This is a genomic window from Plantactinospora sp. WMMB782 (assembly GCF_049179135.1).
In the GTDB taxonomy this organism is placed as follows: domain Bacteria; phylum Actinomycetota; class Actinomycetes; order Mycobacteriales; family Micromonosporaceae; genus Plantactinospora.
Genome location: NZ_JBMHMC010000007.1, coordinates 4,650,013 through 4,676,178 on the forward strand (window position 1 = coordinate 4,650,013; position 26,166 = coordinate 4,676,178).

Consider the following 26,166-nt stretch of genomic DNA (forward strand, 5'->3'; position numbering starts at 1 on the left):
TGTGCCCTCATGGCACGCGTGCTCACTCCCCGTGCGGAGGACTTCCCCCGCTGGTACCAGGACCTGATCGCCAAGGCGCAGCTCGCCGACAACGGCCCGGTGCGGGGGACCATGGTCATCCGACCGGCCGGCTACGCCATCTGGGAGCGGATGCAGGCCGAGATGGACGCCCGGATCAAGCTGGCCGGCGCGGAGAACGCGTACTTCCCGCTCTTCATCCCGGAGAGCTACCTGCGCCGGGAGGCGCAGCACGTCGAGGGTTTCTCGCCCGAGTTGGCGGTGGTCACGCACGGTGGCGGCAAGCAGCTCGCCGAGCCGGTGGTGGTCCGGCCGACCAGCGAGACGGTGATCGGCGAGTTCATGGCGAAGTGGGTCGACTCCTACCGCGACCTGCCGCTGCTGCTCAACCAGTGGGCCAACGTGGTGCGCTGGGAGCTGCGTCCCCGGGTCTTCCTGCGGACCAGCGAGTTCCTCTGGCAGGAGGGGCACACCGCACACGCCGACGAGGCCGATGCGCGGGCGTACGCCCGGAAGATCCTGCACGAGGTCTACGAGGACTTCATGGTCGGGGTGCTCGGCATCCCGGTGCTGGTCGGATTGAAGACCGCCCGGGAGCGGTTCGCCGGTGCCACCCGCACGTACACCCTGGAAGGCATGATGGGTGACGGCAAGGCGTTGCAGATGGGCACCTCGCACGAGCTGGGACAGAACTTCGCCAGGGCTTTCGACATCACCTACACCTCGGCCGAGCGCAGCGTCGAGCACGCCTGGACCACCTCCTGGGGCAGCTCCACCCGGATGCTCGGCGGCCTGATCATGTGCCACGGCGACGACAACGGGCTGCGGGTGCCGCCGAAGCTGGCGCCGGTGCAGGCGTACGTGATGGTGGTGAAGGCCGGCGACGGCGTCGCCGAGGCGGCCGCGAAGCTCTGCGACGCGCTGCGCGACGCCGGGGTCCGGGTCGCCCTGGACGACCGGGTGGACACCCCGTTCGGCCGCCGGGCCGTCGACGCCGAGCTCAAGGGCTATCCGGTACGCGTCGAGCTCGGTCCCCGCGACCTGGCCGCCGGCAACGCGGTGCTGGTCCGCCGGACCACCGGCGCGAAGACCCCGGTCCCGGTGCCGGACGTGGTCGCCGGGGTGCTCGCCGCACTCGACGCCGACCAGCAGGCGCTCTACGACGAGGCGCTGGCCCGGCGCGAGTCGCACACCGTCTCCGTGGATTCGCTGGCCGAGGCGATCGAGGCGGCCGGCACCGGCTTCGCCCGGGTACCGTGGTCGGCGGTCGGCGTCGAGGGGGAGGCGACCGCGAACGCCCAGGGCGTGACGGTGCGCTGCCTGCGCCGGGCCGACGGTTCGGTGCCGGACTCGGAGGACGAGCCGGAGCTGACCGCCATCCTGGCCCGTTCCTACTGATCCGGCTGGGTGTGCCTCCGATGCGCTTCTCGCCGGGCCGAGTGGTCGTGCACCGCAACGTCCGGCGGGGGCGGATCGGCTGGGTCCGCCCGGCCCGGGTGGTGAGCGACGACGATCGGGGGCTGCTGCTCTGGGTTGCCCGGGGCACCCAGGTGGCCAGCGAGGTCAGCGCGGACGGCCGGGGGATGCGGGCGATGCCGTTCGCCGAGTGGGTCGCCTCGGACCACTACCGGTTGCGGGTCGCCACCTGGGCCGGTCCGCCGGTGCTGAAGTTCCTGCCGGCCGGCGCGGACCATTCGGTCTGGTTCTTCCGGGACGAGGCCGACCGGTTCGCCAGCTGGTACGTCAACCTGGAGGAGCACGGCGTCCGCTGGGACGACGGTGGCCTGGCCGGGGTCGACATGGTCGACCAGGACCTCGACGTGGTGGTCCGGCCCGACCACTCCTGGGCGTGGAAGGACGAGGAGGAGTTCGCCGAGCGGCTGGCGCTCCCGGAGCACTACTGGGTGCCGGACGCGGCGGCGGTACGCGCCGAGGGCGAGCGGGTGATCAAGGTTGTCGAGGCGGCGCAGTTTCCGTTCGACGGCACCTGGTGCGACTTCGTTCCCGACCCGGCCTGGACGCCGCCGGAGCTGCCGCCCGGCTGGGACCGCCCGCCCGTGCGCTGAACCCCCGACCGCCGAGCATCCCGACCGATGCCGGCCCGGCTCGGCTCGTCCGCCGGTCCGGCTCAGCTGCCGGCCGGTGCGACGTTGGCGGACAGTGCCGGTCCCGCCTGCCGGGGAGGGGCGTACGGGCGGCAGGAGGCCCGGATGACCAGTTCGGTGGGCAGCCGGATGTGGGTGTCCCGCTCGATGCCGCCGACCAGGTCGATGAGCAGGCGCAACGCCTCGGCTCCCATCCGTTGCAGCGGCTGCATGATGGTGGTCAGCGGCGGGTTGACGAGCGCCGACTCCGGTACGTTGTCGAAACCGATCACGGAGAGGTCGTCGGGCACCCGCAGCCCCAGGTGCCGGGCGACGTCGAGGGTGGAGATGGCCGAGAGGTCGTTTCCGGCGAAGACCGCGGTCGGCCGGTCGGCCAGGGCCAGCAGTTCGGCGGCCGGGCCGGCGGCGCTGGCGGTGCGGAAGCCGCCGACCCGGACCAGCCGCTCGTCCACGGGTACGCCGGCGTCGGCCATCGCCTTGCGGAACCCGGCCTCGCGCAGCCGGGCCGACTCGAGGTCGGAGCGGCCGCTGATGTGCCCGATCCGGCGGTGCCCGAGCGAGAGCAGGTAGTTGGTCGCGAGTACGGCGCCGGCGAAGTTGTCGGAGTCGACGGTGGGCAGCCCGGACGGGCCGGTGTGCGGGTCGACGGCCACGACGTGGAAGCCCTGGTTGGTCTCGACCACGGTCGGCGTGACGATCACGGCTCCGTCGATGAGCGTTCCGGACAGCCGGGCCAGCGACCGCCGCTCCCAGCCGATGGCGGTGCCGGCGCCGTCGCCGCCGGAGTAGGCCAGCAGCTGGTAGCCGGTGCCGACCACCTCCCGCGACGCGCCCTTGAGCAGTTCGGTCGAGAACGGCTCGAACTCGGCGACCAGGATGCCCAGCACGTTGGTGCGGTGACTGCGCAGGCTCTGCGCCCCGAGACTGGCTTCGTACCCGAGCTGGTGGATGACCTGCTGCACGCGTTCCACTGTCGCCTGGGCCACGCCGTACCGGCCATTGACCACCTTGGATACCGTCGCGACGGAGACGCCGGCCGTACGGGCCACGTCCGACATCTTGACACGCCTCGGGAACGCCACGCCGACGATGATAGAGGGCGGTGAGCGCCCGGTGACAGGGGAGTCGAAAACGTTATCGACAACGGTTGACACCGCGTTACGTGGCTGTAAAACTCGCCGTTCAGGTGAGTACCGCGACTGATAGTCGAGGAGACATTCGATGGCGATGAAAGGCCGCGCGGGCACCGTCCTGGCGCTGCTTACGACCAGCGCACTCCTTGCTGCCGGATGTAGTGGCGGCGGCGAAGAAGCGCCCGCTGAGGAAGAGCTCTACAAGAACCCGGTGACCCTGACCTGGTGGCACAACCAGTCACAGGACGGGCCTGGCAAAACTTACTGGGAGAAGGTCGCCAAGGACTTCTCCGCGCTGCACCCGACCGTCACGATCGAGATCGAGGCGATCGAGACCAACCAGCTCCAGCGGACCCGGATCCCGGCCGCCCTGCTGAGCAACGACCCGCCGGACATCTTCGCGTCCTGGGGTGGTGGCGAGGTACGGGAGCAGGTGGAGGCCGACTACCTGAAGGACATCACCGAGCAGACCAAGACCGAGGTCGAGAACATCGGCAGCGCCACCGAGATCTGGGCGGTGGACGGCAAGCAGTACGGTCTGCCGTACCGGATGGGCATCGAGGGCATCTGGTACAACAAGGACATGTTCGCCCAGGCGGGCATAACCGCGCCGCCGACCACCTTCGAAGAGCTGAACGACGCGGTCACCAAGCTCAAGGCCATCAACGTGGTGCCGATCGCCCTCGGCGCCGGTGACAAGTGGCCCGCCGCGCACTGGTGGTACAACTTCGCCCTGCGCGCCTGCTCCGTCGACACCCTGAAGAAGGCCTCCACCGAGACCGTCTTCGACGACCCGTGCTTCGTGAAGGCCGGCCAGGACCTGAAGGCCTTCATCGACACCAACCCGTTCCAGCCCAACTTCATCGCCACCCCGGGCCAACACGACCCGACCAGTGCGAACGGCCTGCTGGCCAACGGCAAGGCCGCGATGGAGCTGATGGGCGACTGGAACAAGGGCACCCTGGAGTCCGTCGCCGAGGACAAGGCGGCGCTGGCCAAGTTCCTCGGCTGGTTCCCGGTGCCGGCGATCTCCGGCTCGGCGGGTGACCCGAAGGCCGCCCTCGGCGGTGGCGACGGGTTCTCCTGCGCCAAGAACGCCCCGGCCGAGTGCGTCGAGTTCCTCAAGTACATCCTGAGCCCCGACGTGCAGAAGGGCTACGCCGCCACCGGCGCCGGCCTGCCGGTCACCAAGGACGCGGCTTCCGCCGTCGAGGACCCCGCGCTGAAGTCCATCCTGGAGGCCACGGCGAACGCGACCTACGTCCAGCTCTGGCTGGACACGGCGTTCGGCAGCACCGTCGGCACCGCGATGAACGACGCGATCGTCGCCATCTTCGCCGGCAACGGTACGCCGGAGAAGGTCGTCGAAGCGATGAAGGCGGCCGCACGCAAGTGACCGCCACCAACCCCACCCTGAACCCCGCCGGCGGCGCTTCCGCGCCGCCGGCGGGCGCCCGGCCCGCACGACGGCGGGCGTCCTCGCGCGGAGCCGACAACCGACGCAAGTGGTACGAGATCATCGGGCTGACCACGCCGGCGGTCATCGTCTACGTGATGTTCGTGCTGGTGCCGATGGGCTTCGCGGTCTACTACAGCCTCTTCCGCTGGCGTGGGGTCGGAGCACCCACCGACTTCGTCGGCTTCGACAACTACATGCTGGCCTTCGAGGACCCGATCTTCCGCGACGCGCTGCGCAACAACGCCATCGTCGTGGTCGGGTCGCTGCTGGTGCAGGGTCCGATCGCGCTGGCCGTCGCCCTGCTGCTCAACCGCCGCTTCCGCGGGCGCACCGTGTTCCGGCTGCTGGTCTTCGTGCCCTACGTGCTCGCCGAGGTCACCGTCGGCATCATGTGGAAGCTGATCCTGACCGACGGCGGGACGGTCGACGCGCTGCTGCGCTCGCTCGGACTGGGCAGTTTCGTGCAGGCCTGGCTCGCCGACCTCGACATCGTCATCTGGACGCTGCTCTTCGTCCTCACCTGGAAGTACGTCGGCTTCGCCATCATCCTGCTGCTCGCCGGCCTGTCGAACGTGCCGCCGGAGCTGAGCGAGGCCGCCGCGATCGACGGGGCGAGCTGGTGGCAGGTGCAGCGGCACATCACGCTCCCGCTGCTCGGCCCCACCATCCGGATCTGGATGTTCCTGTCGATGATCGGTTCGTTGCAGGTCTTCGACGTGATCTGGGTGACCTCGGTGCCCGCGGTTCGGTCGCTCGGCGCGTCGGCCACCATGGCGACCTACATGGTCGACAACGGCTTCTTCGCCCGGCTGTGGGGCTACGGCAACGCGGTCGCCGTGATCCTCTTCGTCATCTCCTTCGTCGCGGCGCTGCTCTTCCAGCGGTTCCTGCTCCGCCGTGACATCCAGGGTGCCATCACCACCAGAAGGGTGAAATGACCGTGGCCGCGAACGCAGCCCTGCCCCGACCGTCCCAGCGCCGGCCGGTGTCGTGGGGTAACCCGCTCACCTACGCGCTGGCGCTCGCGGTGGCGGCCGTGTCAATCGCCCCGGTCGTCTACGTGATCGTCGGCGGCTTCCGCACCACCCCGCAGATCGTCGCGAACCCGGCCGGCCTGCCCGACCCGTGGGTGTTCGACAACTACGCCAGGGTGCTGGGCCGCAGCGACTTCTGGGGCCAGGTGTTCAACAGCGCGGTGATCGCCTTCGGCACCACGCTCGGGGTGGTGGTGCTCGGCGTCTGCGCCGCGTACGTGCTGGCCCGGTACACCTTCCGCGGCCGCGAGGCGCTCTACACCTTCTTCACGCTCGGTCTGCTCTTCCCGGCCGGCGCGGCGATCCTGCCGCTCTACCTCATGTTGCGCGACCTGAGCCTGGTCAATTCCTACTACGCGGTGATCCTGCCGCAGATCGCCTTCGCCCTGCCGCTCACGATCGTGATCCTGCGACCGTTCCTGGCCGCGATCCCCCGCGAGTTGGAGGACGCCGCCGCGATCGACGGCACCGGGCGGCTCGGCTTCCTCTGGCTGATCGTGCTGCCACTGTCCCGTCCCGCGCTCGTCACGGTCGGGATCCTGGCCTTCGTGGCGAGCTGGAACGCCTTCCTGCTGCCGCTGCTCGTGCTGAGCGACGTCAATCTGCACACCCTGCCCCTGGGCGTGCAGAACTTCTCGAGCCAGTACACCGCGGACACGGCGGGAATTCTCGCCTTCACCTCGCTGGCGATGCTGCCGGCACTCGCCTTCTTCACGTTCGCCGAGAAGCAGATCGTCGGTGGTCTCCAGGGCGCGGTCAAGGGGTGACGGGGCGGTCCGCCGTCAGGATCGGGCCTGCCCCGATCACCCACCAGCGCACACCGGCCGGCGAGTTCGCCGGCCGGTGTGAGCTTTCCGGGCCGGGTCTGGCACAATAGGTCGCTGGTATCCGGCGCGCGTCCGGCGCCCTCTAACCCGGGCGCGTCGCCAGTCCATCGAGCAGTCCCCGGCTCAAACCCCACTGTGCCGGTCGGCTCTCACCCGCGCACCGCCCGTGTCCGGGACGGTGAGAATCGCAACAGGAGCGAACACACTGTGGCCGTAAAGATCCGGCTTCTGCGGATGGGTAAGATCCGCAACCCGCAGTACCGTATTGTCGTCGCCGACTCGCGCACCAAGCGGGACGGCCGGGCGATCGAGTTCGTCGGGATCTACCAGCCGAAGGAGGACCCTTCGGTGATCCAGGTCAAGTCGGAGCGGGTGCAGTACTGGCTCTCGGTCGGCGCCCAGCCGAGCGAGGCCGTCCAGCGCCTGCTGGAGAAGACCGGCGACTGGCAGAAGTTCAAGGGCCTGCCGGCCCCGCCGCCGCTGCTTGTGGCGCCCGAGAAGGCCGACCGCACGGCGGCCTACGAGGCCGAGGCGAAGGCCGCGGCCGGGCTGACCGAGTCGGCCAAGCCGGCGAAGAAGGCGGCCAAGGCGGCACCCGCCAAGACCGAGGAGCCCAAGGCCGAGGCGCCCAAGACCGAGGAGCAGGCCGGTGCGGACTCCGGCGAGCAGGCCTGACGTGGCGCTCCGGCCAGCGCTCGAACACCTCGTCAAGGGCATCGTCGACCACCCGGACGACGTACGGGTCCGGATGGTCGACTCCCGGCGTGGCAAGCGCCTGGAGGTGCGGGTGCACCCCGAGGACCTGGGCACCGTGATCGGCCGCAGCGGCCGTACCGCGAAGGCACTGCGCCAGGTGATCGGGTCGATCGGCGGCCGCGGGGTACGCGTCGACATCGTCGACTCGTACTGACCCGCGGACCCCTCGATGCTGCTGACCGTCGGCCGGATCGGCCGTCCGCACGGCATCCGCGGTGAGGTGACCGTTGAGGTGCGGACCGACGAGCCCGAGACGCGGTTCGCCGTCGGGACGGTGTTGCGCACCGACCCGGCGGCGGCAGCCGGCCGCCCACCGGCACCTGTCGACGGCGCGCCCGGAGAGCTGTTCCGGGTGCCCGACCGGCTCACCGTCGAGGCCGCCCGGTGGCACCAGGGCAGGCTGCTCGTCAGCTTCGACGGCGTCTACGACCGCGACGTCGCCGAGGCGTTGCGCGGCACCCTGCTCGTGGTGGACAGCGCCGAGCTCTCGCCGCCGGACGACCCCGACGAGTTCAACGACCACCAGTTGGTCGGGCTCGCCGTGGTCACCCCGGCCGGCGAGTCCCTCGGCGAGGTGGCCCGGATCGACCACGCGCCCGCCTCCGACCTGCTGGTGCTGCGCCGCCCGGAGGGGCGTACCGCATTGATCCCGTTCGTCCGGGCGATCGTCCCGGAGGTGGACCTGGCCGCCGGCCGGGTGGTGGTGGACGCCCCGCCGGGCCTGCTGGACCTGTGAGGAAGGCTCCTTCCGGGTCCGGCGAGCGAGAGGAAGGGCTGCTGCCCCGCATGCGCGTCGACGTGGTGTCGATCTTTCCCGACTATCTCGCCCCGCTGGAGCTGTCGCTGATCGGGCGGGCCCGGGCGGCCGGCGTACTCGACGTCGTCGTGCACGACCTGCGGACCTGGACCCACGACGTGCACCGTACGGTCGACGACACCCCGTACGGCGGCGGGCCGGGCATGGTGATGCGGCCCGAGCCGTGGGGGGAGGCGCTGGACGCCCTGGCGCCGCCCGGCCGGGAGTCCGGGAGCCGCCTGGTGGTACCCACCCCGGCCGGAGTCCCGTTCGACCAGCCGATGGCGCACGAGCTGGCCGCCGAGTCCCACCTCGTCTTCGCCTGCGGCCGGTACGAAGGGATCGACCAGCGCGTCCTCGACCACGCCGGCACCCGGATGCCGGTGACCGAGGTCTCGCTCGGCGACTACGTGCTCTTCGGCGGCGAGGTCGCGGTACTGGTGATCATGGAGGCGGTGACCCGCCTGCTGCCGGGGGTACTCGGCAACGCCGACTCGCTGGCCGAGGAGTCGCACGCGCACGGGCTGCTGGAGGCACCGGTCTACACCAAGCCGCCGAGCTGGCGCGGTCAGGACGTACCCGAGATCCTCCGCTCGGGCGACCACGGGCGGATCGCCCGTTGGCGGCGCGACCAGGCGCTGGTCCGGACGGCCCGGCGTCGGCCCGACATGCTTGCCGCGCTGCCCGCCGAGCGGCTGGACGAGCGGGACGTCAGCGCGCTGGCCGGGGCCGGATTTCAGCCTCCGGCCGGCGATATGGCAAAGTAGGGGGGTTGCCGCAGTCGGCCGTGCCACGGACGGCTGCGAGGATCTCCGCCGGGGTCGCCGTTCCGGGCCTCGCCGTGGAGATCAGAATCACCCATCCGCGCGCCGACGCCCGGTGCGCCGTGAGCCTTCAAGGATGCAGCGATGAACACCCTGGACGCCCTCGACGCCCAGTCGCAGCGGACCGACATTCCGGAGTTCCGGGCCGGTGACACCGTCAAGGTGCACGCCCGAGTCGTCGAGGGCAGCCGCTCCCGGGTGCAGGTCTTCGAGGGCGTCGTCATCCGGCGGCACGGCGCGGGCCTGCGGGAGACCTTCACCGTCCGCAAGATCAGCTTCGGTGTCGGCGTGGAGCGGACGTACCCGGTGAACAGCCCGGCGATCGACCGGATCGAGGTGACCGTCCGTGGTGACGTCCGCCGGGCCAAGCTCTACTACCTCCGTGAGCTGCGCGGCAAGAAGGCCAAGATCAAGGAGCGTCGCGAGAAGCGGGTCGGCTGACCCTCCCGTCGGGCACGCCGACAGCGATCGCGGGGTGCCGTCCCGGCCAACGCCGACTACGCTGGCCGCACGGGCAGACGCGAGACGACGCGACCCCGGCAACCGCCGGGGTCGCCTGTCACCCCGCGCTTCCGCTCGCGGTGCCCGTCGCCCGGCCAGCGGGTGACGGCGCGATATCTCGGGACCGGGGAGTTGCGTGGTGCGTAGGGTGGACGACGAGGACGATGTCGAACCGTGGCGTCGTCGGCGACGGTCCCGACGCACCCGTAAGCAGATGCCACTGTGGCAGGAGCTGCCGCTGCTGCTGATCGTGGCGTTCTGCCTCGCGGTGCTCATCCGGACCTTCCTGCTCCAGGCGTTCTTCATCCCCTCGGGGTCCATGGAGGACACCCTGCTGATCGGCGACCGGGTCCTGGTCAACAAGATCGTCTACGACGTGCGCGACCCGGTGCGCGGCGAGATCGTGGTCTTCCGGGGTACGGCCGCCTGGGCGCCCGAGGTCCGCGACGAGGCCGATCCGGGGTTCGTGGCCAAGCTGGGCCGAACCATCGGCGACCTGGTCGGGGTGAGCCGGCCGGGCGAGAAGGACTTCATCAAGCGGGTGGTCGGACTTCCCGGCGACCGGGTGCTCTGCTGTGACGACCAGGGGCGGGTCACCGTCAACGGCACCCCGATCGACGAGCCGTACGTGCTGGAGAACTCCCCACTGGACGTACCGCCGAACCGCCAGGAGTGCCGGTCGCGCCGGTTCGACGAGGTGGTGGTCCCGCCGGACCAGATCTTCGTGATGGGCGATCACCGGCTGGTGTCGCAGGACGCCCGCTGCCAGGGACCGGTACCGATCGAGAACGTCATCGGCCGGGCCTTCGTGGTCGTCTGGCCGTTCGCGCACTGGAGTTCGCTGCCGGTGCCGGACACCTTCGACGAACTGCCCAGACCGGCGGCGGCGCCCGCGCCCGGCGGACCGCCTGCCGACACCGGGCGGCACAGCCCGGCGGACACCCCGCAGAACAGCGCAGACACGGGAGAAACAGCAATTGCTATGCCAATCTTGGGCTCGCTGCTCGTCACCGCGCGTTCCCGGCGCTTCCGTCGGACCCGGCATCGTAGGCTCCACCCGTGATTGACGAGCAGACCGACAAGTCCAAGCCCCGCAGCTCCTTCTGGCGGGAGCTGCCCATCCTGGTGGGCGTGGCCGTCCTGGTCGCGGTGCTGGTCCGGGCGTTCGTGCTGCAGACCTTCTACATCCCGTCGCCGTCGATGGAGCACACCCTCGACATCTACGACCGGGTGCTCGTCAACAAGCTGGTCTACGACTTCCGGTCGCCGCACCGGGGCGAGATCATCGTCTTCAAGGCGCCCACCCAGTGGACCGGCAACCCGAAGGGTGAGGACTTCATCAAGCGGGTGATCGGGGTCGGCGGGGACCGGGTGGTCTGCTGCGACGAGCAGGACCGGTTGACGATCAACGGGCAGTCGCTGGACGAGCCGTACATCTTCACCGAGAACGGGGTGCGGGACCCGGCGGCCGACGAGGAGTTCGACATCACCGTGCCGGAGGGGCGGCTCTGGGTGATGGGTGACCACCGCTCAGCCTCCGGCGACTCGCTGGAGCACTGGCAGCAGAGCCGCAAGGACATCCAGTTGGCGACGATTCCGGAGGAGTCGGTGGTGGGTCGGGCCTTCACCGTCTTCTGGCCGGTCGGCCGGGCCACCTGGCTCTCCGTACCCGATCCCTACGGCGCGGTCCCCGACCCACAGGGCTGAAGCTGCTTCGTCCGGGCCGACGGCGGTCGTGGGGTGGACGCTGTTCCTGGCAGCCGGGGTGGTCCGTGCGTGCGGGCGCCCACCGCGGCGGTCCATGCCGATCGGCGGCGCTCCATGCCGATCAGCGGCGGTCCGGGGGCGGCACGCCGGCGTCGGCGGCGGGTCCGGCGCGGGCGGGGCTAGGCTGACCGGGTGACCGTGTTCACCCCCCGCCAGGCCGCGCGGGTGCTCCTGGTCGACGCCGACGGCCGGGTGCTGCTGTTCCACGGCTGGGATCCGGCCCGCCCCGAATTCCGCTACTGGTTCACCCCGGGCGGCGGCCTCGATCCGGACGAGACACCGGCGGCCGGCGCCGCCCGCGAGCTGGCCGAGGAGACCGGACTGCGGCTGCGCCCCGCCGAATTTGGCGCCGCCGTCCGGCAGGAGGTCACCGAGTTCAGCTTCGGTGGCCTCTGGTACCGGCAGGAGCAGCACTTCTTCCTGGTCCGGGTCGCCGCCTGGGCCGTCGACACGGCCGGGTTCGACGCGGTCGAGCAGGAGACGATCGACACCCACCGCTGGTGGTCCGCCGACGAGCTGGACCGGACGACGGAACGGTTCTATCCGACCGACCTGCCCGAGCTGCTGCGCCGGGCGCTGGAGAGCGAGTAGCCCCGTGCTGACCCCACCCCGTACGGTGATCCGCCGCGAGGGCGGCATCTACGCCATGGAGCGGGCCCTGCGCCGGCGCGGCTTCCCGCACGTCGCCGGTGCCGACGAGGCCGGCCGGGGAGCCTGTGCCGGGCCGCTGGTGGCCGCCGCCGCGGTGCTGCCGGAGGGCCGGCGCGGCGAGATCGACGGGCTTACCGACTCGAAACTGCTCACCCCGGCCGCCCGGGAGCGGATCTACGCCGAGGTGGTGGCCCGGGCCCTGGCGTACGCCGTGGTGGTCATCCCGGCCGCCGAGGTGGACGCCAGGGGGCTGCACGTGTGCAACCTGGCGGCGATGCGCCGGGCGCTGGCCTCACTGGCGGTCGTGCCGGACTACGTGCTCACCGACGGCTTCGGGGTGGACGGGCTGGGGGTGCCGGGCCTCGCCGTCTGGAAGGGTGACCAGGTCGCGGCCTGTGTCGCGGCGGCGAGCGTGCTGGCCAAGGTCACCCGGGACCGGATCATGGTGGAGCTGGAGGACCAGCACCCCGGTTACGGTTTCGCCGAGCACAAGGGATACATCACCGCCGAGCACAGCGCCGCGCTGGAACGACACGGTCCGTGCCCGGAACATCGCTTTTCGTACGTCAACGTCGCCACCGTGTCCGGCCGGGCCGGCCGGCCGCCGCGATCCCGGCGTCCGGCGCACCTCGGCGGAATCGAGTCGATGGCGCACGGAGGCCGGGCAGGGAGTACCGTCGGCGTGGCGTTGGGCGAGCGGCTTCGGCCGTCGGCGTTGGTGGGGGAAGATGTGGCCATGGAAGGCGGAGTGGGATGAGCGCGGAAGATCTCGAGAAGTACGAGACCGAGATGGAGCTGCAGCTCTATCGGGAGTACCGCGACATCGTGCGCCAGTTCTCCTACGTCGTGGAGACCGAGCGGCGGTTCTATCTGGCGAACCAGGTCGACCTGCACGTCCGGAACTCCGACGGCGAGGTCTACTTCGAGGTGGAAATGCACGACGCCTGGGTCTGGGATATGTACAGGCCGGCGCGCTTCGTGAAAAATGTCCGAGTAATGACCTTCAAGGACGTCAACGTCGAAGAACTCGAAAAGCCGGACATCTCCCTTCCCGCTGACTCCGGATTCGGTGGTTGATCGACGGGACAGCGGGTTGCCCGGTGACCCTAGTGCTCCCCGGTGACCACCACCTCCACCCGTTGCACCAGGTTGTTCGCGAACCCGCCCCGGTTCCACGGCTGCTCGACCGGCTGGGTACGCCCGGACGCGTCGCTGGCCCGCGCGCCGAGCGTGTACCGCCCCGGGGTCGCCGGCCACTCGTACCGCCAGCTGCGCCACGCCCAGCGCCCGTCGTCGTCCGGCCTGTCCTGCCCGTTCTGACCCTCCGGGGTGGCCGGGGCGAGGCTGGCGGCAGCCCAGGTCAGACCGCCGTCCGTGGTCACCTCGACCGAGGTGACCGGCGCGTGGCCGGACCAGGCCCGGCCCCGCACGGTGCACGGTCCCGGACGTAGCACCCGGGTCCGGGACATGAAGTCCGGAAAGCCGGGCGGCTGGACCAGGGCACGGGGCTCGATCCGGGTGACCGGAACCCCGGGGTCGTCGGCGGAGGTGCGCAGCCGGTAGGCGACCGCGTTCTGATATCCGTCGAACTCCCGGTCCAGTACGGTGATCCGGGTCAGCCACTTGACGTGCGCCATGCCGTACCAGCCCGGCACCACCAGGCGCAGCGGCGCGCCGTGCTGGGGGAGCAGCGGGGCGCCGTTCATCTCGTACGCCAGCAGCACCTCCTCGCGCAGCGCCTCGGCGACCGGCAGGCCGCGCTGGTAGTCCTGCTCGACGCCCCGTTCCACCCCGTGGTCGGCGCCGGTGAAGACCACGTCGACGGCGTCGGTCGACAGCCCCGCCTCGCGCAGCAGCGGAGCCAGGGGCGTCCCGGTCCACTCGGCGGTGCCGACCGCCTCGGAGAGCCACGGCTGGCTGACCGGCCGGGGCGTCAACAGGGCGCGGCCGTTGCCGGCGCACTCCAGGGTGACCCGCCGGGTGACCCGGGGCCGGGCACGCAGGGCGGCGAGATCGACGGTCAGCGGGCGGTCGACCCGGCCGTCGACATTCAGCAGGTGCCGGTCCGCGTCCAGCTCCGGGATGTCGTAGTGGATCAGCAGGTAGTGCAGGCCCACCGGGGTGACGTCGTAGCGCAGCGCCTCCAGCGGCAGGGCGTGGTTGCGCGCGGCGAGCGCCAGCTCCTCGATGCTGATGCCCTCGTCGGGACCGGCCAGCCGGGAAGGTCGGCTGACATCGTCCACTGTGGTCATGGCCGCTCCTCGGTCGGTCTGGCGGCGAGCGGGTCCCGCCTCCCGGCCGTCAGCCTAGGCGAGCCCGGTGGGCGGAACCGCAGCGGTGTGAACAGGGCCGGGGCGGACCGCCCGGGTCGGGTAGCCGGTTGCTCGGCAGCCTGGTGCGTCGGCGTCGGGTAGGCCGGTTGCCCGGCAGGCTGGTGCGATCGGTAGGCCAGTCGCTCGGTAGGCACCCGGAGGCTGGTCGGCGCATAGCAGATCATCGGGAAGTGCGGACGTTTTCCACAGCGGTGCTGGTTGTGCACAGGGAATGGGTCGGGGCGTTGCGCGGAGCGCCTGCCGCCGTGACGCTGCATGACCATGACGAGGAGATGGCACAGCCCGGGGCCGGTGATCCTGCTCGCGGTGTCGCTGCTGGTGGTGGGTCCACCGCCCGTTCGGGCCGGCGCCGCCCCGCCCGACAGGTGGGTCGGGGCAACCGCGGTTTCACCCGCGACTTCGGTTCGGGCCGTCACGGGCTCGGCCGGCAGCCTGGTCAGTAGCCCGGCTGGCAGCCCGGCTGGCAGCTCGGTCGGCAGCTCGGTCGGTAGCCCGGCCGCCCAGGTCGTGGCCCTGGCTCCGATCGCGGCCGCGAGCCTGGCGTGGGCGGGATCGACACCCGAGCTGTCGCGCCGGTCGGCGCCGGCGCTCCAACCGGCCGCGCGGCGGTTCCGCTGGCCGCTCGACGGGACGCCTCCGGTCGCCCGCCGGTTCGATCCGCCCCCGCAGCCGTGGGCGGCCGGACACCGGGGTGTCGATCTGGCTGCCCCATCCGGCGCGACGGTCCGGGCGGCAGGCCCGGGAGTGGTGTTCTTCGCGGGTACGGTGGCCGGCCGCCCGTTGGTCAGCGTCGCCCATGCCGGTGGGCTGCGCACCACCTACGAGCCGGTCCGGCCAGGGCTGGCTGCCGGACAGCCGGTTCGGGCCGGTGACCCACTCGGCGTGCTGCTGGACGGTCATCCGGGTTGCCCAGGAGCCGGATCGGCCTGCCTGCACTGGGGCCTGCGGCGCGGTGACGAGTATCTCGATCCTCTGCTCCTGCTGGGCCTCGGCCGAGTCCGCCTGCTTCCGCTGGCGGGCAGCCGGCCGGTCCCCTAGTCCGGCCGGACCTCGGCCGCACCGGACACGCGACCGAGTCGATCAGGAAAGCGAGGCGAGCAGGGCCGGTAGGCGCTCGGCGAGCCGGTCGTACTCCTCCGCCCGGTTGTAGACCTGGCCGGACAGTCGCAGCCAACCCCGGCCGTGCCAGGGATTGACGTTCACCTCCGTGTGGAGTTCGTCCGCGATCCGTTGTCGCAGCGCCACCGCGTCCGGATAGCTGGTCGCGACGCCGCCCGGCAGGGGAAGAATCCGCATCGACACCATCGGCCCGCCGGGGTCGACCAGGTCGGCCGGCGCGATCCCGAGTGCCCGGCCGACCACCCCCTGCCCGTACGCGGCCAGCTCGGCGTTGTGCGCCCGGACCCGGTCCAAGCCGAGCGTACGCAGCGTGAACACGCCCACCGGTGCGGCGAGCCAGGCGGTGTAGTCGAGCGTCGCCTGCCATTCGACCCGGCTGGGAAAGCCGGCCTCCTCCTGCCAGGAGACCGCCAACGGCTCGATCCGTCGCCGCCAGTGGGGCGCCACCACCAGTGCGGCGCTGCCCCGTGGGGCGTACCCCCACTTGTGCAGGTTGCCGACCCAGAAGTCGGCGCCGATGCTGTGCACCGGGGTCGGCAACATTCCGGGCGCGTGCGCACCATCGACGAGTACCGGCACATCACGCTCCCGGGCCACCGCCGTGATCGCCGCCGCCGGGAAGAGTCGGACGGTGGCGGAGGTGAGCTGGTCGATGACGAGCAGCTTGGTGCGTCCGGGGCGGATCCCGGCCCGAACGATCTCGACGATCTCCTCGTCGGAGGCGGTCAGCGGCACGGTCAGGGTGCGCCGGACGGCCCCGGTCCGGCGGGCCTCGCGCTCGACGGCGAGGGCGAACGAGCCGTACCCGTGGTCGGTGTCGACCAGTTCGTCGCCGGGTTCCAGCCGCAACGACTGGAGCACGGTGGCGGCTCCGATGCTCACGTTACCGACCAGCGCCGTCCCGTCCGGATCGGCGCCGAGAAAACTGGCCAGGTGCCGACGGGCGTGGGTGATCCGGTCGATCAGTCCCCGGTTGAAGAACCGCATCGGGTTGGCCTCGGTCTCGTCCCGGAGCCGCTGCTGGGCGCGCTGCACGCCGATCGGCACCGCGCCGTACGAGCCGTGGTTCAGGTGGGCGACGCCGGGATCCAGCGAGAACAGCAGGCGGGCGCCGGGGATCGGCACGGGCGGCAACGGCCCGGCGATGCTCATTCGGTGATCGTAACCGGGTACCGATGGGCTACCGAGCGGAAACGTGCCCGCCGGCAGCCGCCGGCCAGTCCAGCCACGGAGGGGTCTAACAGGTGTGGAAGTGGCCAGGGGAGCGGCCAGGTGGGGAAGTGGCCAGGTCGAGCGCCGGCACGGTCCGAGCCCGATGAACGGCACCGTCCGTCCCCGACGACCGGCATCGCCGGCGCTAGTCCACACTCTTGCCGAGGGACAGGCCGGCCTCGCTGTAGCCGTGCCGACTGTAGAAGCGAACTGCGTCGAGGTTGCGGTGGTGGATGCCCGCCGACAGGTACCGGATTCCCCGCTCGGCCGCCCAGCGTTCGGCCGCGTGCAGCAGGGCGGACCCCCTCCCGAGTCCCCTGGCATCAGGCAGCACCACCGTGTGCACCTGCGCGGAAGGCACAGGCCGCAGGATCTGATGCTCCGGCGGAGCGGGTTGCGGCAACACCTCGACCATGCCGACCACTCGGCCGTCGTGATCCTCGGCGAGGAGGATGCCGTCCTGCCCCGCGTCGTCCGCGAGTCTGTCTGCGAAGTGGCGAACCACCGCCGCACGCTGCGGAACCCGGTAGGTGCCGGCGTCGAGCGCGAGGTGCGCCTCGGCGTTGGCCAGGCGCAACTCCACCAGTGCGGGAACATCCGCCAAGGTCGCTGGCCGAACTGTCAGCTGTGTCTCGTGCATCACCTCCGATCCTACGGTCGACGCAGCCACCGCCCGGTGCCGGCGTCGCGACGTGGCGCTCGGTCTTTCCTCCGTTCTCCCCGACCCGTGATCGGCACGACAGCGCGAGGCGACCGGGCCGCAGCTGTGCCGAGCCGGCGCGCCAAGAGACACCCGGAGGTCGCCGCCGCACGGCTGGGCGGCGTTCTCGTATCGCCGCCTCCCGAGCTGCGAGGAGTCCGGCGGTCGGGCTGCCGAGGTCGGAGGTGGTCAGGCCCGTGGATGCGCCTGGCGATATGCCACCCGCAGCCGCTCGGTCGAGACGTGGGTGTAGATCTGCGTGCTCGACAGCGTGGCGTGTCCGAGCAGCTCCTGCACGGTGCGCAGGTCGGCGCCACCTTCCAGCAGATGGGTGGCGGTCGAGTGGCGCAGCCCGTGCGGACTGATCCGGGGCAGCCCGGCCGCGCGGGCGTAGTCGGCGACGATCCGGCGTACCACGGTGGGCGCAAGCCGTCCGCCGCGTACCCCCAGCAGCAGCGATTCACCGCTGTCCCGCCCGACCAGGCGTGGCCGGCCGATTCGGAGCCAGTCGTCGAGTGCCCGCTGTGCCGGCAACCCGTAGGGGACCGTCCGTTCCCTCGCGCCCTTACCCAGCACCCGGATCACCCGCCGAGCCGGGTCGACGTCGCCGAGATCCAGGCCGCACAGTTCGCTCACCCGGATGCCGGTGGCGTAGAGAAGCTCGAGGACCAGCCGGTCCCGGTGCGACAGTGCGGTTCCGCCCTCGCCGGTCGAATCAATCAGCTCGCCCGCCTGGTCGGCCCGGAGCACCGCCGGCAGTTCCCGGTGCGCCCGGGGACTCGCCAGCTGCGCTCCCACGTCGGTGTCCAGTAACCCCGCCCGGTGCGCCCAGCCGGTGAAGGTGCGGGCGGACGCGGCCCGGCGGGCCAGTGACGCGCGGGCGGCACCGAGGGTACGCAGCTTCGCCAGCCAGCTCCGCAACACCGTGATGTCCAGGTCGCGGGGTGTGGAACAGCCCATCCGGACAGCATGGTCGAGCAGGGAGACCAAGTCCGCGACGTACGCCCGGACGGTGTGCGTCGACCGGTTCTCGACCGAGGCGAGATGCTGGGCGAAGTCGTCGACGCTCTCCCGCAGGGCCGGTGTCAGGGCCTCGTGCCGGGCACGGGTACTGCGACGGGGCTGACTCATCACCCGCGACGGTGGACCCTGGTCGTCGGTCAGGTCAAGCCGGCTCGCCGGGTCGCCGCTGGCGCGAGTGCGTACCCCTCGTCACGGCGTACCACCAGACCCAACTGTTCCAGCAGGGAGAGCTTGCGCAGGGTGGTGCGCAGACCGAGGCCGGCACGTGCGGCGAGGACGTCCGGTCCGAGCGGGCCGCGTCGGGGCACCGCCTCCAGGATCAGCGCGGATTCGTCGTCGAGTGAGTCCTGAGGGCGCTCCGGGCCACGAACCGGCGGAGCGAGGTCGGCGCCTATCCGGCCCACCTCCTCCAGGACGTGCGACACGCCGGTGACCAACCGCGTCTCGGGATACTCGCGGAGCAGCTCGTGCGCGCCGACCGACATGGCGGAGGTGACCGGCCCGGGAACCACCATCGCCGGTCGCTTCATCGCTATCGCCCGGCGGATCGTCTGGGTGGCGCCGCTGCGGGCCGCCGCCTCGACCACCAGGGTCCCGGCGGTCGCCGCGGCGATCACCCGGTTGCGGATCAGGAACCGGGGTCGCAGCGGCTCCGCCCCGGGAGGCCATTCGCTGACCAGCACGCCGACGTCGGCGATCCGGTCGAAGAGTGCCGTGTTGCCGACCGGATAGGGCCGGTCGACACCGCAGGCGAGTACTGCCACGGTCAGGCCGCCCGCGTTCAGGGCGCCCCGGTGCGCCGCCGCGTCGATGCCGAACGCGCCACCGGAGACGACACTCCAGTCCCGCTCGGCCAGCCCGAAGGCGATCTCGGTGGCGACGTGCAGTCCGTACGGGGTGGCGGCCCGGGATCCGACCACCGCCACCGATCGTTGGAACGCCTCCCCGAGCGACCAGGCGCCGCGTACCCAGAAGCAGAGCGGCGGCGCCGTCTCCTGGTCGACCCTGCGGTCGGCGCTGGGCAGACTCAACCGCCTCAGGCTGCCCAGCCGGACCGGCCATTCCGGGTCGGCGGGAGTCACCAGGCGGGCACCGAGCCGCTCGGTCTGCTCGGCAGCGGCGAGCGCGACCTGCCAGGGGTCCCCGGCCGCCAGCCGGGACTCGACCGTCGAGCGAAGGCGATGGTCCGGCACCTTTCCGGCGAGCAGCCGGCGCAGTGCCCCGGCCGCTCCGAACTGGGCCACGAGGCGGAACACCGCCCGGGTGCCGGGCTCGAAGAGCCAGTTCAGAGCGATGCGTGCCAGCCTGTCCTCCTCTGTCGCCGCCGGATCGTCCATTACCGACGCCTGTTCTCTGCCCGGCTCGTCTCTGCCCGGGGCGACCCTGTCCGGGTCGGTTGCGTCCGGGTGCGGTGCGGGGTGTGCGGGTGTGGTCATCAGATGCTCCCGGTGCGAAGTTGGGTCGCCTCGTGGACGTCATCGGCGTCCGGACGTTGCCGACCGTCAAGGTCGGCGATGCTCCAGGCGACCCGGATCACGCGGTCGAAGCCACGGGCGGAAAGCACGCCGCTGTCCAGCAGTCGGCGAAGCGCGCAGGTGTCCTTTGCCGGCAACCGCCACCGTGGCTGGCGCAGTTGCGGCCCCGGTACCTCGGCGTTGACCCGCCAACCGCCGGCCGCCCAGCGGGCGGCCGCGGCGGCCCGGGCCTTGCCGACCCGCTCGGCGACCACCGCCGAGGACTCGACGGTCTGCTCTGCGGCCATCAGCTCCGCCGCCCGCAGCGGACTCACCGTCACCTGTACGTCCAGCCGGTCCAGCAGCGGACCGGAAAGCCGGCCGAGGTAGCGGCGCCGGGCCAGTGGCGTGCACTCGCACGAGATGTCGCCGGAGGGTTTCGCACAGGGGCAGGGATTCGCCGCCACCACCAGTTGCACCCTGGCGGGATATTCGGTGCCGCCGCGGGTCCGGGTCAGGACGATCCGGCCGCTCTCCAGCGGTTGGCGCAGCGCCTCCAGCGCCCCGCGGGCGTATTCGGGAGCCTCGTCCAGGAACAGGACCCCTCGGTGGGCCAACGAGACCGCGCCGGGCCGGGCCAGCCCGGATCCTCCGCCGACCAGCGAGGCGATGGTGGCCGTGTGGTGCGGGGCCTGGAACGGCGGCCGGCGCAGCAGTTGCCCGCCCGGCGGCAGCAGACCGGCGATCGAGTGCAGCGCGGTCACCTCCAGGGCGGCCTCGTCGTCGAGCTCGGGCAGGATCGAGGGCAGTCGTTCGGCCAGCATGGTCTTGCCAGCCCCGGGCGGGCCGAGCAGCGCCAGGTGGTGCCCGCCGGCCGCGGCGACCTCCACGGCACGCCGCCCGAGCCCCTGCCCGGCCACGTCGGCGAGATCGGGCCCGAGCAGGGGTGGGACCGGGGGCGACGACGGCGGGTCGAGCAGCGGTGTGCCGTCCCGGATGAAGGTCACCAGCCGGTGCAGCGTGTCGACGGCCCGGACCCGCACTCCTGGTACGACCGAGGCCTCGGTGGCATTGCCGAGCGGTACGAGCACCCGGGTGATACCGGCCCGGACCGCCGCCGCCACCATCGGCAGTACGCCCCGGACCGGTCGGACCGTCCCGTCGAGTCCCAACTCGCCGAGGACGGCCACCCCGTCCAGCGGGGCGAGCGGCAGCTCGCCCGAGCCACCGAGTAGTGCCGCCGCGATCGCGAGGTCGAAAGCCGAGCCGTGTTTCGGCAGCGTCGCCGGCAGCAGGTTGACGGTGATCCTGCGGTTGGGCCAGCGCTGGCCGGAGTTGACGATCGCCGCGCGTACCCGGTCGCGGGCCTCGTTGAGCGCGGTGTCGGGCAGGCCGGACAGCACGACGGTGGGCAGACCTGTGGCCAGGTCGGCCTCGACCTCGACGACATGCCCGGCCACTCCGACCAGCCCCACGCAGAGCACCTTGGCGTAGCTCATCGGCACTGCCCGGGAGAGCTGTCTCGCGGTATCGACATGGTTTCGACAGTGCCCGGAACGGCGCCGGCCGGCGGGCCCGGCACGGTCGCCTGTGGACAACCAGGGGCCCTGTGGACGAACGGACGATCAAGCTGGGACTGTGCTATGCGACCGTCGTGCCGACACGAGGGAACGCGCGAGCGATCCTGGCCCGCAGGCTCGGCTACCGGCCGGATCCGGCCCGGTCGAGGAGTTCGTGCAGCAACTCGACCACCTCCGCCGGGGAGAAGGCCATCGCCTGCTCGCCCACCGTGACCTCGAAGCTGCACCTCCTCGGGTCCGCCGCGCTGAGCAGCCTGGGGAAGAGTTGCACTCCGTGCGCGGCGAGCAGCTCCGCGCCGGCCCGTTCGACGTCCTCCTTCGACGCGGGGAGGTGGACGTGGAAGATCGGTGTCTGCGGCGGATCGGGCCAGGCCAGGGCCACCCCGTCGGTGTTGATCGCGGTGGCGATCGCGATGGCGTGCTCCCGGAACAGCGGCATCCTCGGCAGCAGGTCGTCCAGGCCGGCGAGGCCGGCCAGCGCCAGCGGCCAGGCGTCGTGGATCGCCCCACCGAGCCGCGCCCGCCACACCGCCGCCTCCGCGACGGTCGCGGCGTCGGCGGCGAGGACGGCGCCCCGGACGCCGAGCAGGGCCTTGTAGAGCGAGGTGTAGACGGTGTCGAACAGGCCGGCGATCTCGGCGAAGGGCCGGCGGTAGTAGGTCTGCGCCTCCCAGATCCGCGCACCGTCCAGATGCGCCGCCGCACCCCGGGCGCGGACGGCCGCGACCTGGTCGCGCAGGTCGTCCCACTCGGGAAGCTGCCCGCCGATGTCCCGCTGCGGCAACTCCCAGACCACGGCGGCCAGTGGTTCGCCGATCGACGCCAGTGCGGCCCCGGTCATCAGCCGGTGGCGATCGCCGACCGGATGGAACCGCAGTCCGTGTACGACCTGGTAGCCCCGCTGCTCCCACACGTCCAGGTGGGTCTGCGGGTGGGCGGCGAAGGCATGCCGGCCACGCCGTTCGGCATGGACGCGCAGCGCCACCTGCTGCGCCATCGTGCCGGTCGGGAAGAACAGCGCCGATTCCGTACCGAACAGGTCGGCGATCCGCCTCTCCAGCTGCGCGACCGGGGCGTCGGGTCCGCCCGGCGGTGTGTCGGCACCGACCCGGTCGAGCATCCGTCGCAGGACCGTACGGGGCATCCGGTGCAGCGGTGCGTGCAGGAACAGCGACCGCCGGATCGTCGGCTCGGTGTCGGTGTGGGTGTCGGCGGATGCTCGGGGCTCGGACGCGGGCATTGCGCGAGTCTCGTCTTGTTGCCACTCTTTTGCAACAGGACGAGGCCGTGCTCAGAACGCCGCACGCAGGTGCTCGACGCGGGCCGGACCGCTGCGGGCCGGGTACACCTCGACGACGTCGAACCGGACCTGCTCCGGGTGCACACCACTGCTCCGCAGCCACTCGACGGCCAACCGGCGCAGCCGTTGTGCCTTACTACCCAGCACCGCCTCGGCCGGGGTGCCGAAGGCGTCGCCCCGCCGGGTCTTGACCTCGCAGAAGGCGAGGACGTCCCCCTCCCAGGCGATGATGTCGATCTCGCCCTGCGCACACCGCCAGTTGCGGGCCACCACCCGCAGCCCCGCCTCGACCAGATGCCGTACGGCACACCGCTCCCCGTACGCGCCGATCGCCCGTCTCGCCGCTGTCATGGCTGGACCCTGGCCCTGTGCGGTGCCCGGAGACAACCGCGAAGTGCGCGGCTGTGGATATCGGAGGGTGCTGTGGACGTACGGACGATCAAGCCGGAGGTCTGCTATAAGCGCGCTCTGGTCACACAGCGCCCGGCTGGTTGTGCCAGGGTTCCGGCGCCGGTCCGACAGGCTCGACTGGCGGGTACCCGGCAGGTCGCATACGGTGCGTGACCGTGGAGCAGCAACGCAACTTCCCGGACGAGCCGGCCGCCCGCTGGCGGGCCGACGACCGCGGCTACGCCGACCAGCGCTGGAGCGGCGTCGGCGAGGACCGTCACCCGGGTACCGAACAGCCGGCAGCCCCGACACAGCACGGTATGCCGGTGTCCGCACAGACACCCACGGTGCCCGCACCGACCTCCGCGCACACAGCGACACCGGACGGTGGGTACGGGCAGCGGTTCGGCACCGGCACCGACAGGTACGCCGACCCGACCCGGTTCGGCGTACCGGAGTCCGGCCGTGACCGGTACGCGGCGCCGGAGCCGCGCGGCGGAAACCCGCTCGACGGTGGCAGTTATCCCGGCTTCGTTCCGGCGGACAGCTCCGACCAGGCCCGGCACTCCCTGGACGTGCCGTTGCCGAGCTTCGGCGCCGCACCGCCCGCGACTCAGCCGTACCCGCCCGCGACCCAGCCGTACCCGTCCGCCGCCTGGGCCCCGGATCCGGCCGGAACGGATCCGACGGGCCCGATCCCGGGCACCGTCTCCGGCGCGAACGCCGTCACCGGTCGGCACGACGCCATGCCGGAGAGCACGGGCGGCATCCCGGCCGGCACGGGACCCGACACGGTGGCCCGCGCGACGGACGCGGCTCGCGGGGGCGGCAGACACGGCGTCCCGGCCGTCGAACCGGGTCAACCGTTCGCCACGTCCGCCAATCCGGCGCCCTCGTCCCCGGCAACGGACCCGGCACGCTCGTCCGCGGCAACGGACCCGGTACGCGCCTCTGCGGCAACGGACCCGGCGCGCTCGTCCGCGGCAGCGGACCCGGCGCGCTCCTACGCGGCAACGGCCCGGCGGGCTCACCCGCGCCCGGGGACCCGGCGAGGTCACCACTGGCCGGTTACCCGGTCGTGCAACCGCACCGGGCGGCCGGCGCCGGGCAGCCGTCCCCTGGTGCTGATGTCGGGCAGCCGGATCACGGATCAGTCGGCGCGCTCGACCAGCCGACGAACCTGGTACCGCAGGTCGATCCGCGAGCCGGTTCGGGCGGCGTACCGCTCGGTGTCGACCCGCCGGACCGGCACGCCGACCCGGTGGGGCCGGCGGCTCCGCATCGGCCCGCCGCCACCGGCGGATCGGGAGCCTCCGGCGCAACCGTAGCCACGCCCGGCCCGGTGGGCCCCGGGGGGCCTGGCGGCCTCGGGCTGCCGCCCGGCGACGGCGTGTACCGGACCCGCCGGCCCGCCCTGGCCGTGGTCCTCGCGGTGCTCGCGGTGGTCTTCGAGGTGCCGGCGGTACGCCTGCTCCTCGACGGTGCCCTCGGCGATCCGCTCCGGCCGTCGGTGGTCCTCTCCGGGACCTTCCTGGTGCTGGGGTTGCCAGCCTTCGCCGCCGGCCTGTACGGACTCGCCACCAGCACCGCCGCCCTGGCCGATCCGGTCCGGGCCTGGCTCCGCCCGCCGACCGGCTATCTCACCATCGGCCTCGTGCTCTTCGTCGCAGCCGCTCTCGCCACCGGCTGACCGCGCTCACTACCGACTGACAACTGAACTCACCACCGGCTGACAACCGGGCGCACCACTCGCTGACAACCGGCTCGCCACCGGCTGACCGTGCTCACCTCCGACTGACACCGGGCTCGTCACCAGCCCATGGCGGCTGGCCGGCGGGACCGGCAGCCACCGGATACGGACAGCCGGCCGGAAGCCGGATACGGACAGCCGGCCGGAAGGAGGACGACCCGCCCCGGGAGCGCCGAAAACCGGACAACCGGGCCTCGCCGTCGACCGGGTTCGGCCGGATCCGCCGGTGAGCGGTGCGGGGTGGGGGTTTGTGTGCTGATGGGTACGGCGGGGCGTACACTTGGCGATTGGCGACCGCCTCGCGCGGTCGACCTCGCGCGCCCTCTCCACGGTCCGTCCGCGGAGCGACGGCCCCCTGGTCCCGATTCTGGTCGGGTCCGCCATGGCCGGCGATCAGGCGCCAGGACGCCAGGCCGCCGGCCCGGCGTGACAACCAGGGACAACTAGGGAGCACCCCACCATGGCCGTAGTGACCATGCGTCAGCTGCTGGAGAGTGGCGTCCACTTCGGGCACCAGACCCGGCGCTGGAACCCGAAGATGAAGCGCTTCATCTTCACCGAGCGCAACGGTATCTACATCATCGACCTGCGGCAGACCCTCGACTACATCGAGAAGGCGTACGAGTTCGTGCGCGGGACCGTCGCCGAGGGCGGCAGCATCCTCTTCGTGGGTACCAAGAAGCAGGCCCAGGAGGCGATCGCCGAGCAGGCGACCCGGGTCGGCCAGCCGTACGTGAACCACCGTTGGCTGGGCGGCATGCTCACCAACTTCCAGACGGTCTACAAGCGGCTGCAGCGGATGAAGGAGCTGGAGGCCCTCGGCGACCTGTCGGGCACCGCGCAGGGTTACACCAAGAAGGAGACGCTGCAGCTCTCCCGCGAGAAGGACAAGCTGACCCGCACCCTCGGTGGTCTGCGGGACATGCAGAAGGTCCCGGCCGCGATCTGGGTGGTCGACACCAAGAAGGAGCACATCGCCGTCGACGAGGCCCGCAAGCTGGGCATCCCGGTCATCGCCGTGCTCGACACCAACTGCGACCCGGACGAGGTCGACTTCCCGATCCCGGGTAACGACGACGCGATCCGCTCCGCCGAGCTGCTGACCAAGGTCATCGCGGCGGCCGTAGGTGACGGTCTGATCGCCCGTTCCGGTAAGCGCCGCGGTGCCGACGAGAAGCCCGAGCCGGGTGTGGTCGGCGCCGACGAGCCGCTCGCCGAGTGGGAGCGCGAGCTGATCGAGGACAACGAGAAGAAGGCGGCCGGCGACGCGGAGCAGAAGGCGGCCGGCGACGCGGAGCAGAAGGCTGCCGGCGACGCGGAGCAGAAGGCCGGCGAGCCGGCGGGCGTCGCCGCCGAGTGACCGCTGGTGTCGGGATCCGCCGGCTGATCGTTCCGGCCGGCGGTTCCCGACCCGGTACGAGGCACGGTGGATCC

At 71.8% G+C, this 26,166-nt stretch carries 28 protein-coding genes; 18 read left to right on the forward strand and 10 right to left on the reverse strand.

Translation table 11 applies throughout. The annotated features are described in order from the left end of the window. Positions 1–9 precede the first annotated feature (9 nt). Complete coding sequence (gene proS, locus ACN28A_RS23085; RefSeq protein ID WP_421397917.1) at positions 10–1,416, forward strand: proline--tRNA ligase; 1,407 nt, start codon at positions 10–12, stop codon at positions 1,414–1,416. A gap of 20 nt (positions 1,417–1,436) precedes the next feature. Beyond that, entirely contained in the window at positions 1,437–2,084 is a 648-nt protein-coding gene (locus ACN28A_RS23090) for a DUF402 domain-containing protein (RefSeq protein WP_421397920.1), read from the forward strand. Positions 2,085–2,146: 62 nt separating this feature from the next. Here the strand turns inward: ACN28A_RS23090 and ACN28A_RS23095 are convergent, their stop codons facing one another. Next, positions 2,147–3,205, reverse strand: a complete 1,059-nt coding sequence (locus tag ACN28A_RS23095; RefSeq protein WP_421397922.1) for a LacI family DNA-binding transcriptional regulator — start codon at positions 3,203–3,205, stop codon at positions 2,147–2,149. Between the two features lie 139 nt (positions 3,206–3,344). Between ACN28A_RS23095 and ACN28A_RS23100 the strand changes: the two genes are divergently transcribed. The 13 genes from ACN28A_RS23100 to ACN28A_RS23160 all read left to right on the forward strand — a co-directional run bounded on the left by ACN28A_RS23100 (position 3,345) and on the right by ACN28A_RS23160 (position 12,948). Continuing rightward, complete coding sequence (locus ACN28A_RS23100; protein WP_421397925.1) at positions 3,345–4,652, forward strand: extracellular solute-binding protein; 1,308 nt, start codon at positions 3,345–3,347, stop codon at positions 4,650–4,652. Next, positions 4,649–5,653 carry a carbohydrate ABC transporter permease gene (locus ACN28A_RS23105; protein ID WP_421397928.1) on the forward strand — a complete coding sequence of 335 codons (1,005 nt, stop codon included), beginning with the start codon at positions 4,649–4,651 and terminating at the stop codon, positions 5,651–5,653. The genes ACN28A_RS23100 and ACN28A_RS23105 overlap by 4 nt, the downstream gene beginning before the upstream one ends. Continuing rightward, positions 5,650–6,516, forward strand: coding sequence for a carbohydrate ABC transporter permease (locus ACN28A_RS23110; protein WP_421397930.1), 867 nt, complete (start codon positions 5,650–5,652; stop codon positions 6,514–6,516). The genes ACN28A_RS23105 and ACN28A_RS23110 overlap by 4 nt, the downstream gene beginning before the upstream one ends. Before the next feature lie 267 nt (positions 6,517–6,783). After that, on the forward strand, positions 6,784–7,251 hold the full coding sequence (rpsP, locus tag ACN28A_RS23115) for a 30S ribosomal protein S16 (protein WP_421397933.1): 468 nt from the start codon (positions 6,784–6,786) through the stop codon (positions 7,249–7,251). Next, positions 7,226–7,486 carry an RNA-binding protein gene (locus ACN28A_RS23120; RefSeq protein WP_199853371.1) on the forward strand — a complete coding sequence of 87 codons (261 nt, stop codon included), beginning with the start codon at positions 7,226–7,228 and terminating at the stop codon, positions 7,484–7,486. The genes rpsP and ACN28A_RS23120 overlap by 26 nt, the downstream gene beginning before the upstream one ends. Before the next feature lie 18 nt (positions 7,487–7,504). Then, positions 7,505–8,068, forward strand: coding sequence for a ribosome maturation factor RimM (gene rimM / locus ACN28A_RS23125; RefSeq protein WP_421404597.1), 564 nt, complete (start codon positions 7,505–7,507; stop codon positions 8,066–8,068). 50 nt (positions 8,069–8,118) lie between these two features. Next, complete coding sequence (gene trmD, locus ACN28A_RS23130; protein WP_421397935.1) at positions 8,119–8,895, forward strand: tRNA (guanosine(37)-N1)-methyltransferase TrmD; 777 nt, start codon at positions 8,119–8,121, stop codon at positions 8,893–8,895. Positions 8,896–9,036: 141 nt separating this feature from the next. Beyond that, entirely contained in the window at positions 9,037–9,393 is a 357-nt protein-coding gene (gene rplS, locus ACN28A_RS23135; RefSeq protein ID WP_278060222.1) for a 50S ribosomal protein L19, read from the forward strand. A gap of 196 nt (positions 9,394–9,589) precedes the next feature. Beyond that, positions 9,590–10,516, forward strand: a complete 927-nt coding sequence (gene lepB / locus ACN28A_RS23140) for a signal peptidase I (RefSeq protein WP_421397938.1) — start codon at positions 9,590–9,592, stop codon at positions 10,514–10,516. Beyond that, complete coding sequence (gene lepB / locus ACN28A_RS23145) at positions 10,513–11,160, forward strand: signal peptidase I (RefSeq protein WP_421397941.1); 648 nt, start codon at positions 10,513–10,515, stop codon at positions 11,158–11,160. Before lepB (ACN28A_RS23140) ends, lepB (ACN28A_RS23145) begins: the two co-directional genes overlap by 4 nt. 192 nt (positions 11,161–11,352) lie before the next feature. Continuing rightward, positions 11,353–11,811, forward strand: coding sequence for an NUDIX hydrolase (locus ACN28A_RS23150; protein ID WP_421397943.1), 459 nt, complete (start codon positions 11,353–11,355; stop codon positions 11,809–11,811). 4 nt (positions 11,812–11,815) lie between these two features. After that, on the forward strand, positions 11,816–12,628 hold the full coding sequence (locus ACN28A_RS23155) for a ribonuclease HII (RefSeq protein ID WP_421397945.1): 813 nt from the start codon (positions 11,816–11,818) through the stop codon (positions 12,626–12,628). Next, positions 12,625–12,948 carry a DUF2469 domain-containing protein gene (locus ACN28A_RS23160; protein ID WP_007075222.1) on the forward strand — a complete coding sequence of 108 codons (324 nt, stop codon included), beginning with the start codon at positions 12,625–12,627 and terminating at the stop codon, positions 12,946–12,948. The genes ACN28A_RS23155 and ACN28A_RS23160 overlap by 4 nt, the downstream gene beginning before the upstream one ends. A gap of 29 nt (positions 12,949–12,977) precedes the next feature. Here ACN28A_RS23160 and ACN28A_RS23165 read toward each other — a convergent pair whose 3' ends face one another. Next, positions 12,978–14,123: a sulfite oxidase gene (locus tag ACN28A_RS23165; RefSeq protein WP_421397950.1), complete on the reverse strand. Its 1,146-nt coding sequence runs from the start codon at positions 14,121–14,123 to the stop codon at positions 12,978–12,980. Positions 14,124–14,465: 342 nt separating this feature from the next. Here ACN28A_RS23165 and ACN28A_RS23170 point away from each other — a divergent pair, with 342 nt between their 5' ends. After that, positions 14,466–15,242 (forward strand): peptidoglycan DD-metalloendopeptidase family protein, encoded by a 777-nt coding sequence (locus ACN28A_RS23170; RefSeq protein ID WP_421397953.1) that lies wholly within the window; start codon positions 14,466–14,468, stop codon positions 15,240–15,242. A 42-nt stretch (positions 15,243–15,284) separates the two neighbouring features. Here the strand turns inward: ACN28A_RS23170 and ACN28A_RS23175 are convergent, their stop codons facing one another. The 8 genes from ACN28A_RS23175 to ACN28A_RS23210 form a co-directional block, all read right to left on the reverse strand. After that, positions 15,285–16,475, reverse strand: a complete 1,191-nt coding sequence (locus tag ACN28A_RS23175; RefSeq protein ID WP_421397955.1) for an aminotransferase class V-fold PLP-dependent enzyme — start codon at positions 16,473–16,475, stop codon at positions 15,285–15,287. A 205-nt stretch (positions 16,476–16,680) separates the two neighbouring features. After that, positions 16,681–17,175 (reverse strand): GNAT family N-acetyltransferase, encoded by a 495-nt coding sequence (locus ACN28A_RS23180; protein WP_421404599.1) that lies wholly within the window; start codon positions 17,173–17,175, stop codon positions 16,681–16,683. A 249-nt stretch (positions 17,176–17,424) separates the two neighbouring features. Continuing rightward, on the reverse strand, positions 17,425–18,366 hold the full coding sequence (locus ACN28A_RS23185; RefSeq protein WP_421397958.1) for a tyrosine recombinase XerC: 942 nt from the start codon (positions 18,364–18,366) through the stop codon (positions 17,425–17,427). A 29-nt stretch (positions 18,367–18,395) separates the two neighbouring features. Then, positions 18,396–19,595, reverse strand: a complete 1,200-nt coding sequence (locus tag ACN28A_RS23190; protein WP_421404601.1) for a DNA-processing protein DprA — start codon at positions 19,593–19,595, stop codon at positions 18,396–18,398. Between the two features lie 98 nt (positions 19,596–19,693). After that, a complete protein-coding gene (locus tag ACN28A_RS23195) occupies positions 19,694–21,211 on the reverse strand; it encodes a YifB family Mg chelatase-like AAA ATPase (RefSeq protein ID WP_421397961.1) in 1,518 nt (505 codons plus the stop codon). Between the two features lie 202 nt (positions 21,212–21,413). Continuing rightward, complete coding sequence (locus tag ACN28A_RS23200; RefSeq protein ID WP_421397963.1) at positions 21,414–22,532, reverse strand: threonine aldolase family protein; 1,119 nt, start codon at positions 22,530–22,532, stop codon at positions 21,414–21,416. Between the two features lie 51 nt (positions 22,533–22,583). Continuing rightward, a complete protein-coding gene (locus tag ACN28A_RS23205; protein ID WP_278060261.1) occupies positions 22,584–22,943 on the reverse strand; it encodes a YraN family protein in 360 nt (119 codons plus the stop codon). 1,189 nt (positions 22,944–24,132) lie between these two features. Continuing rightward, a complete protein-coding gene (locus tag ACN28A_RS23210) occupies positions 24,133–24,264 on the reverse strand; it encodes a hypothetical protein (protein ID WP_421397966.1) in 132 nt (43 codons plus the stop codon). Between the two features lie 60 nt (positions 24,265–24,324). Between ACN28A_RS23210 and ACN28A_RS23215 the strand changes: the two genes are divergently transcribed. Together ACN28A_RS23215 and rpsB are read left to right on the forward strand one after the other, a co-directional pair. Further along, positions 24,325–24,672, forward strand: a complete 348-nt coding sequence (locus tag ACN28A_RS23215; RefSeq protein ID WP_421397969.1) for a hypothetical protein — start codon at positions 24,325–24,327, stop codon at positions 24,670–24,672. A 520-nt stretch (positions 24,673–25,192) separates the two neighbouring features. Continuing rightward, positions 25,193–26,092 (forward strand): 30S ribosomal protein S2, encoded by a 900-nt coding sequence (gene rpsB / locus ACN28A_RS23220; protein WP_421397971.1) that lies wholly within the window; start codon positions 25,193–25,195, stop codon positions 26,090–26,092. Positions 26,093–26,166 lie beyond the last annotated feature (74 nt).

What these genes read in the sequence shown, in the direction of transcription:
- ACN28A_RS23160 (WP_007075222.1), top strand. Translation starts at nt 12,625, where the DNA reads ATGAGCGCGGAAGATCTCGAGAAGTACGAGACCGAGATGGAGCTGCAG.
- proS (WP_421397917.1), top strand. Translation starts at nt 10, where the DNA reads ATGGCACGCGTGCTCACTCCCCGTGCGGAGGACTTCCCCCGCTGGTAC.
- rpsB (WP_421397971.1), top strand. Translation starts at nt 25,193, where the DNA reads ATGGCCGTAGTGACCATGCGTCAGCTGCTGGAGAGTGGCGTCCACTTC.
- trmD (WP_421397935.1), top strand. Translation starts at nt 8,119, where the DNA reads ATGCGCGTCGACGTGGTGTCGATCTTTCCCGACTATCTCGCCCCGCTG.
- ACN28A_RS23190 (WP_421404601.1), bottom strand. Translation starts at nt 19,595, where the DNA reads ATGGACGATCCGGCGGCGACAGAGGAGGACAGGCTGGCACGCATCGCT.
- ACN28A_RS23185 (WP_421397958.1), bottom strand. Translation starts at nt 18,366, where the DNA reads ATGAGTCAGCCCCGTCGCAGTACCCGTGCCCGGCACGAGGCCCTGACA.
- ACN28A_RS23165 (WP_421397950.1), bottom strand. Translation starts at nt 14,123, where the DNA reads ATGACCACAGTGGACGATGTCAGCCGACCTTCCCGGCTGGCCGGTCCC.
- ACN28A_RS23180 (WP_421404599.1), bottom strand. Translation starts at nt 17,175, where the DNA reads ATGCACGAGACACAGCTGACAGTTCGGCCAGCGACCTTGGCGGATGTT.
- rplS (WP_278060222.1), top strand. Translation starts at nt 9,037, where the DNA reads ATGAACACCCTGGACGCCCTCGACGCCCAGTCGCAGCGGACCGACATT.
- ACN28A_RS23110 (WP_421397930.1), top strand. Translation starts at nt 5,650, where the DNA reads ATGACCGTGGCCGCGAACGCAGCCCTGCCCCGACCGTCCCAGCGCCGG.
- ACN28A_RS23205 (WP_278060261.1), bottom strand. Translation starts at nt 22,943, where the DNA reads ATGACAGCGGCGAGACGGGCGATCGGCGCGTACGGGGAGCGGTGTGCC.
- ACN28A_RS23100 (WP_421397925.1), top strand. Translation starts at nt 3,345, where the DNA reads ATGGCGATGAAAGGCCGCGCGGGCACCGTCCTGGCGCTGCTTACGACC.
- ACN28A_RS23175 (WP_421397955.1), bottom strand. Translation starts at nt 16,475, where the DNA reads ATGAGCATCGCCGGGCCGTTGCCGCCCGTGCCGATCCCCGGCGCCCGC.
- ACN28A_RS23195 (WP_421397961.1), bottom strand. Translation starts at nt 21,211, where the DNA reads ATGAGCTACGCCAAGGTGCTCTGCGTGGGGCTGGTCGGAGTGGCCGGG.
- ACN28A_RS23090 (WP_421397920.1), top strand. Translation starts at nt 1,437, where the DNA reads ATGCGCTTCTCGCCGGGCCGAGTGGTCGTGCACCGCAACGTCCGGCGG.
- ACN28A_RS23170 (WP_421397953.1), top strand. Translation starts at nt 14,466, where the DNA reads ATGACGAGGAGATGGCACAGCCCGGGGCCGGTGATCCTGCTCGCGGTG.
- ACN28A_RS23200 (WP_421397963.1), bottom strand. Translation starts at nt 22,532, where the DNA reads ATGCCCGCGTCCGAGCCCCGAGCATCCGCCGACACCCACACCGACACC.
- ACN28A_RS23210 (WP_421397966.1), bottom strand. Translation starts at nt 24,264, where the DNA reads ATGCGGAGCCGCCGGCCCCACCGGGTCGGCGTGCCGGTCCGGCGGGTC.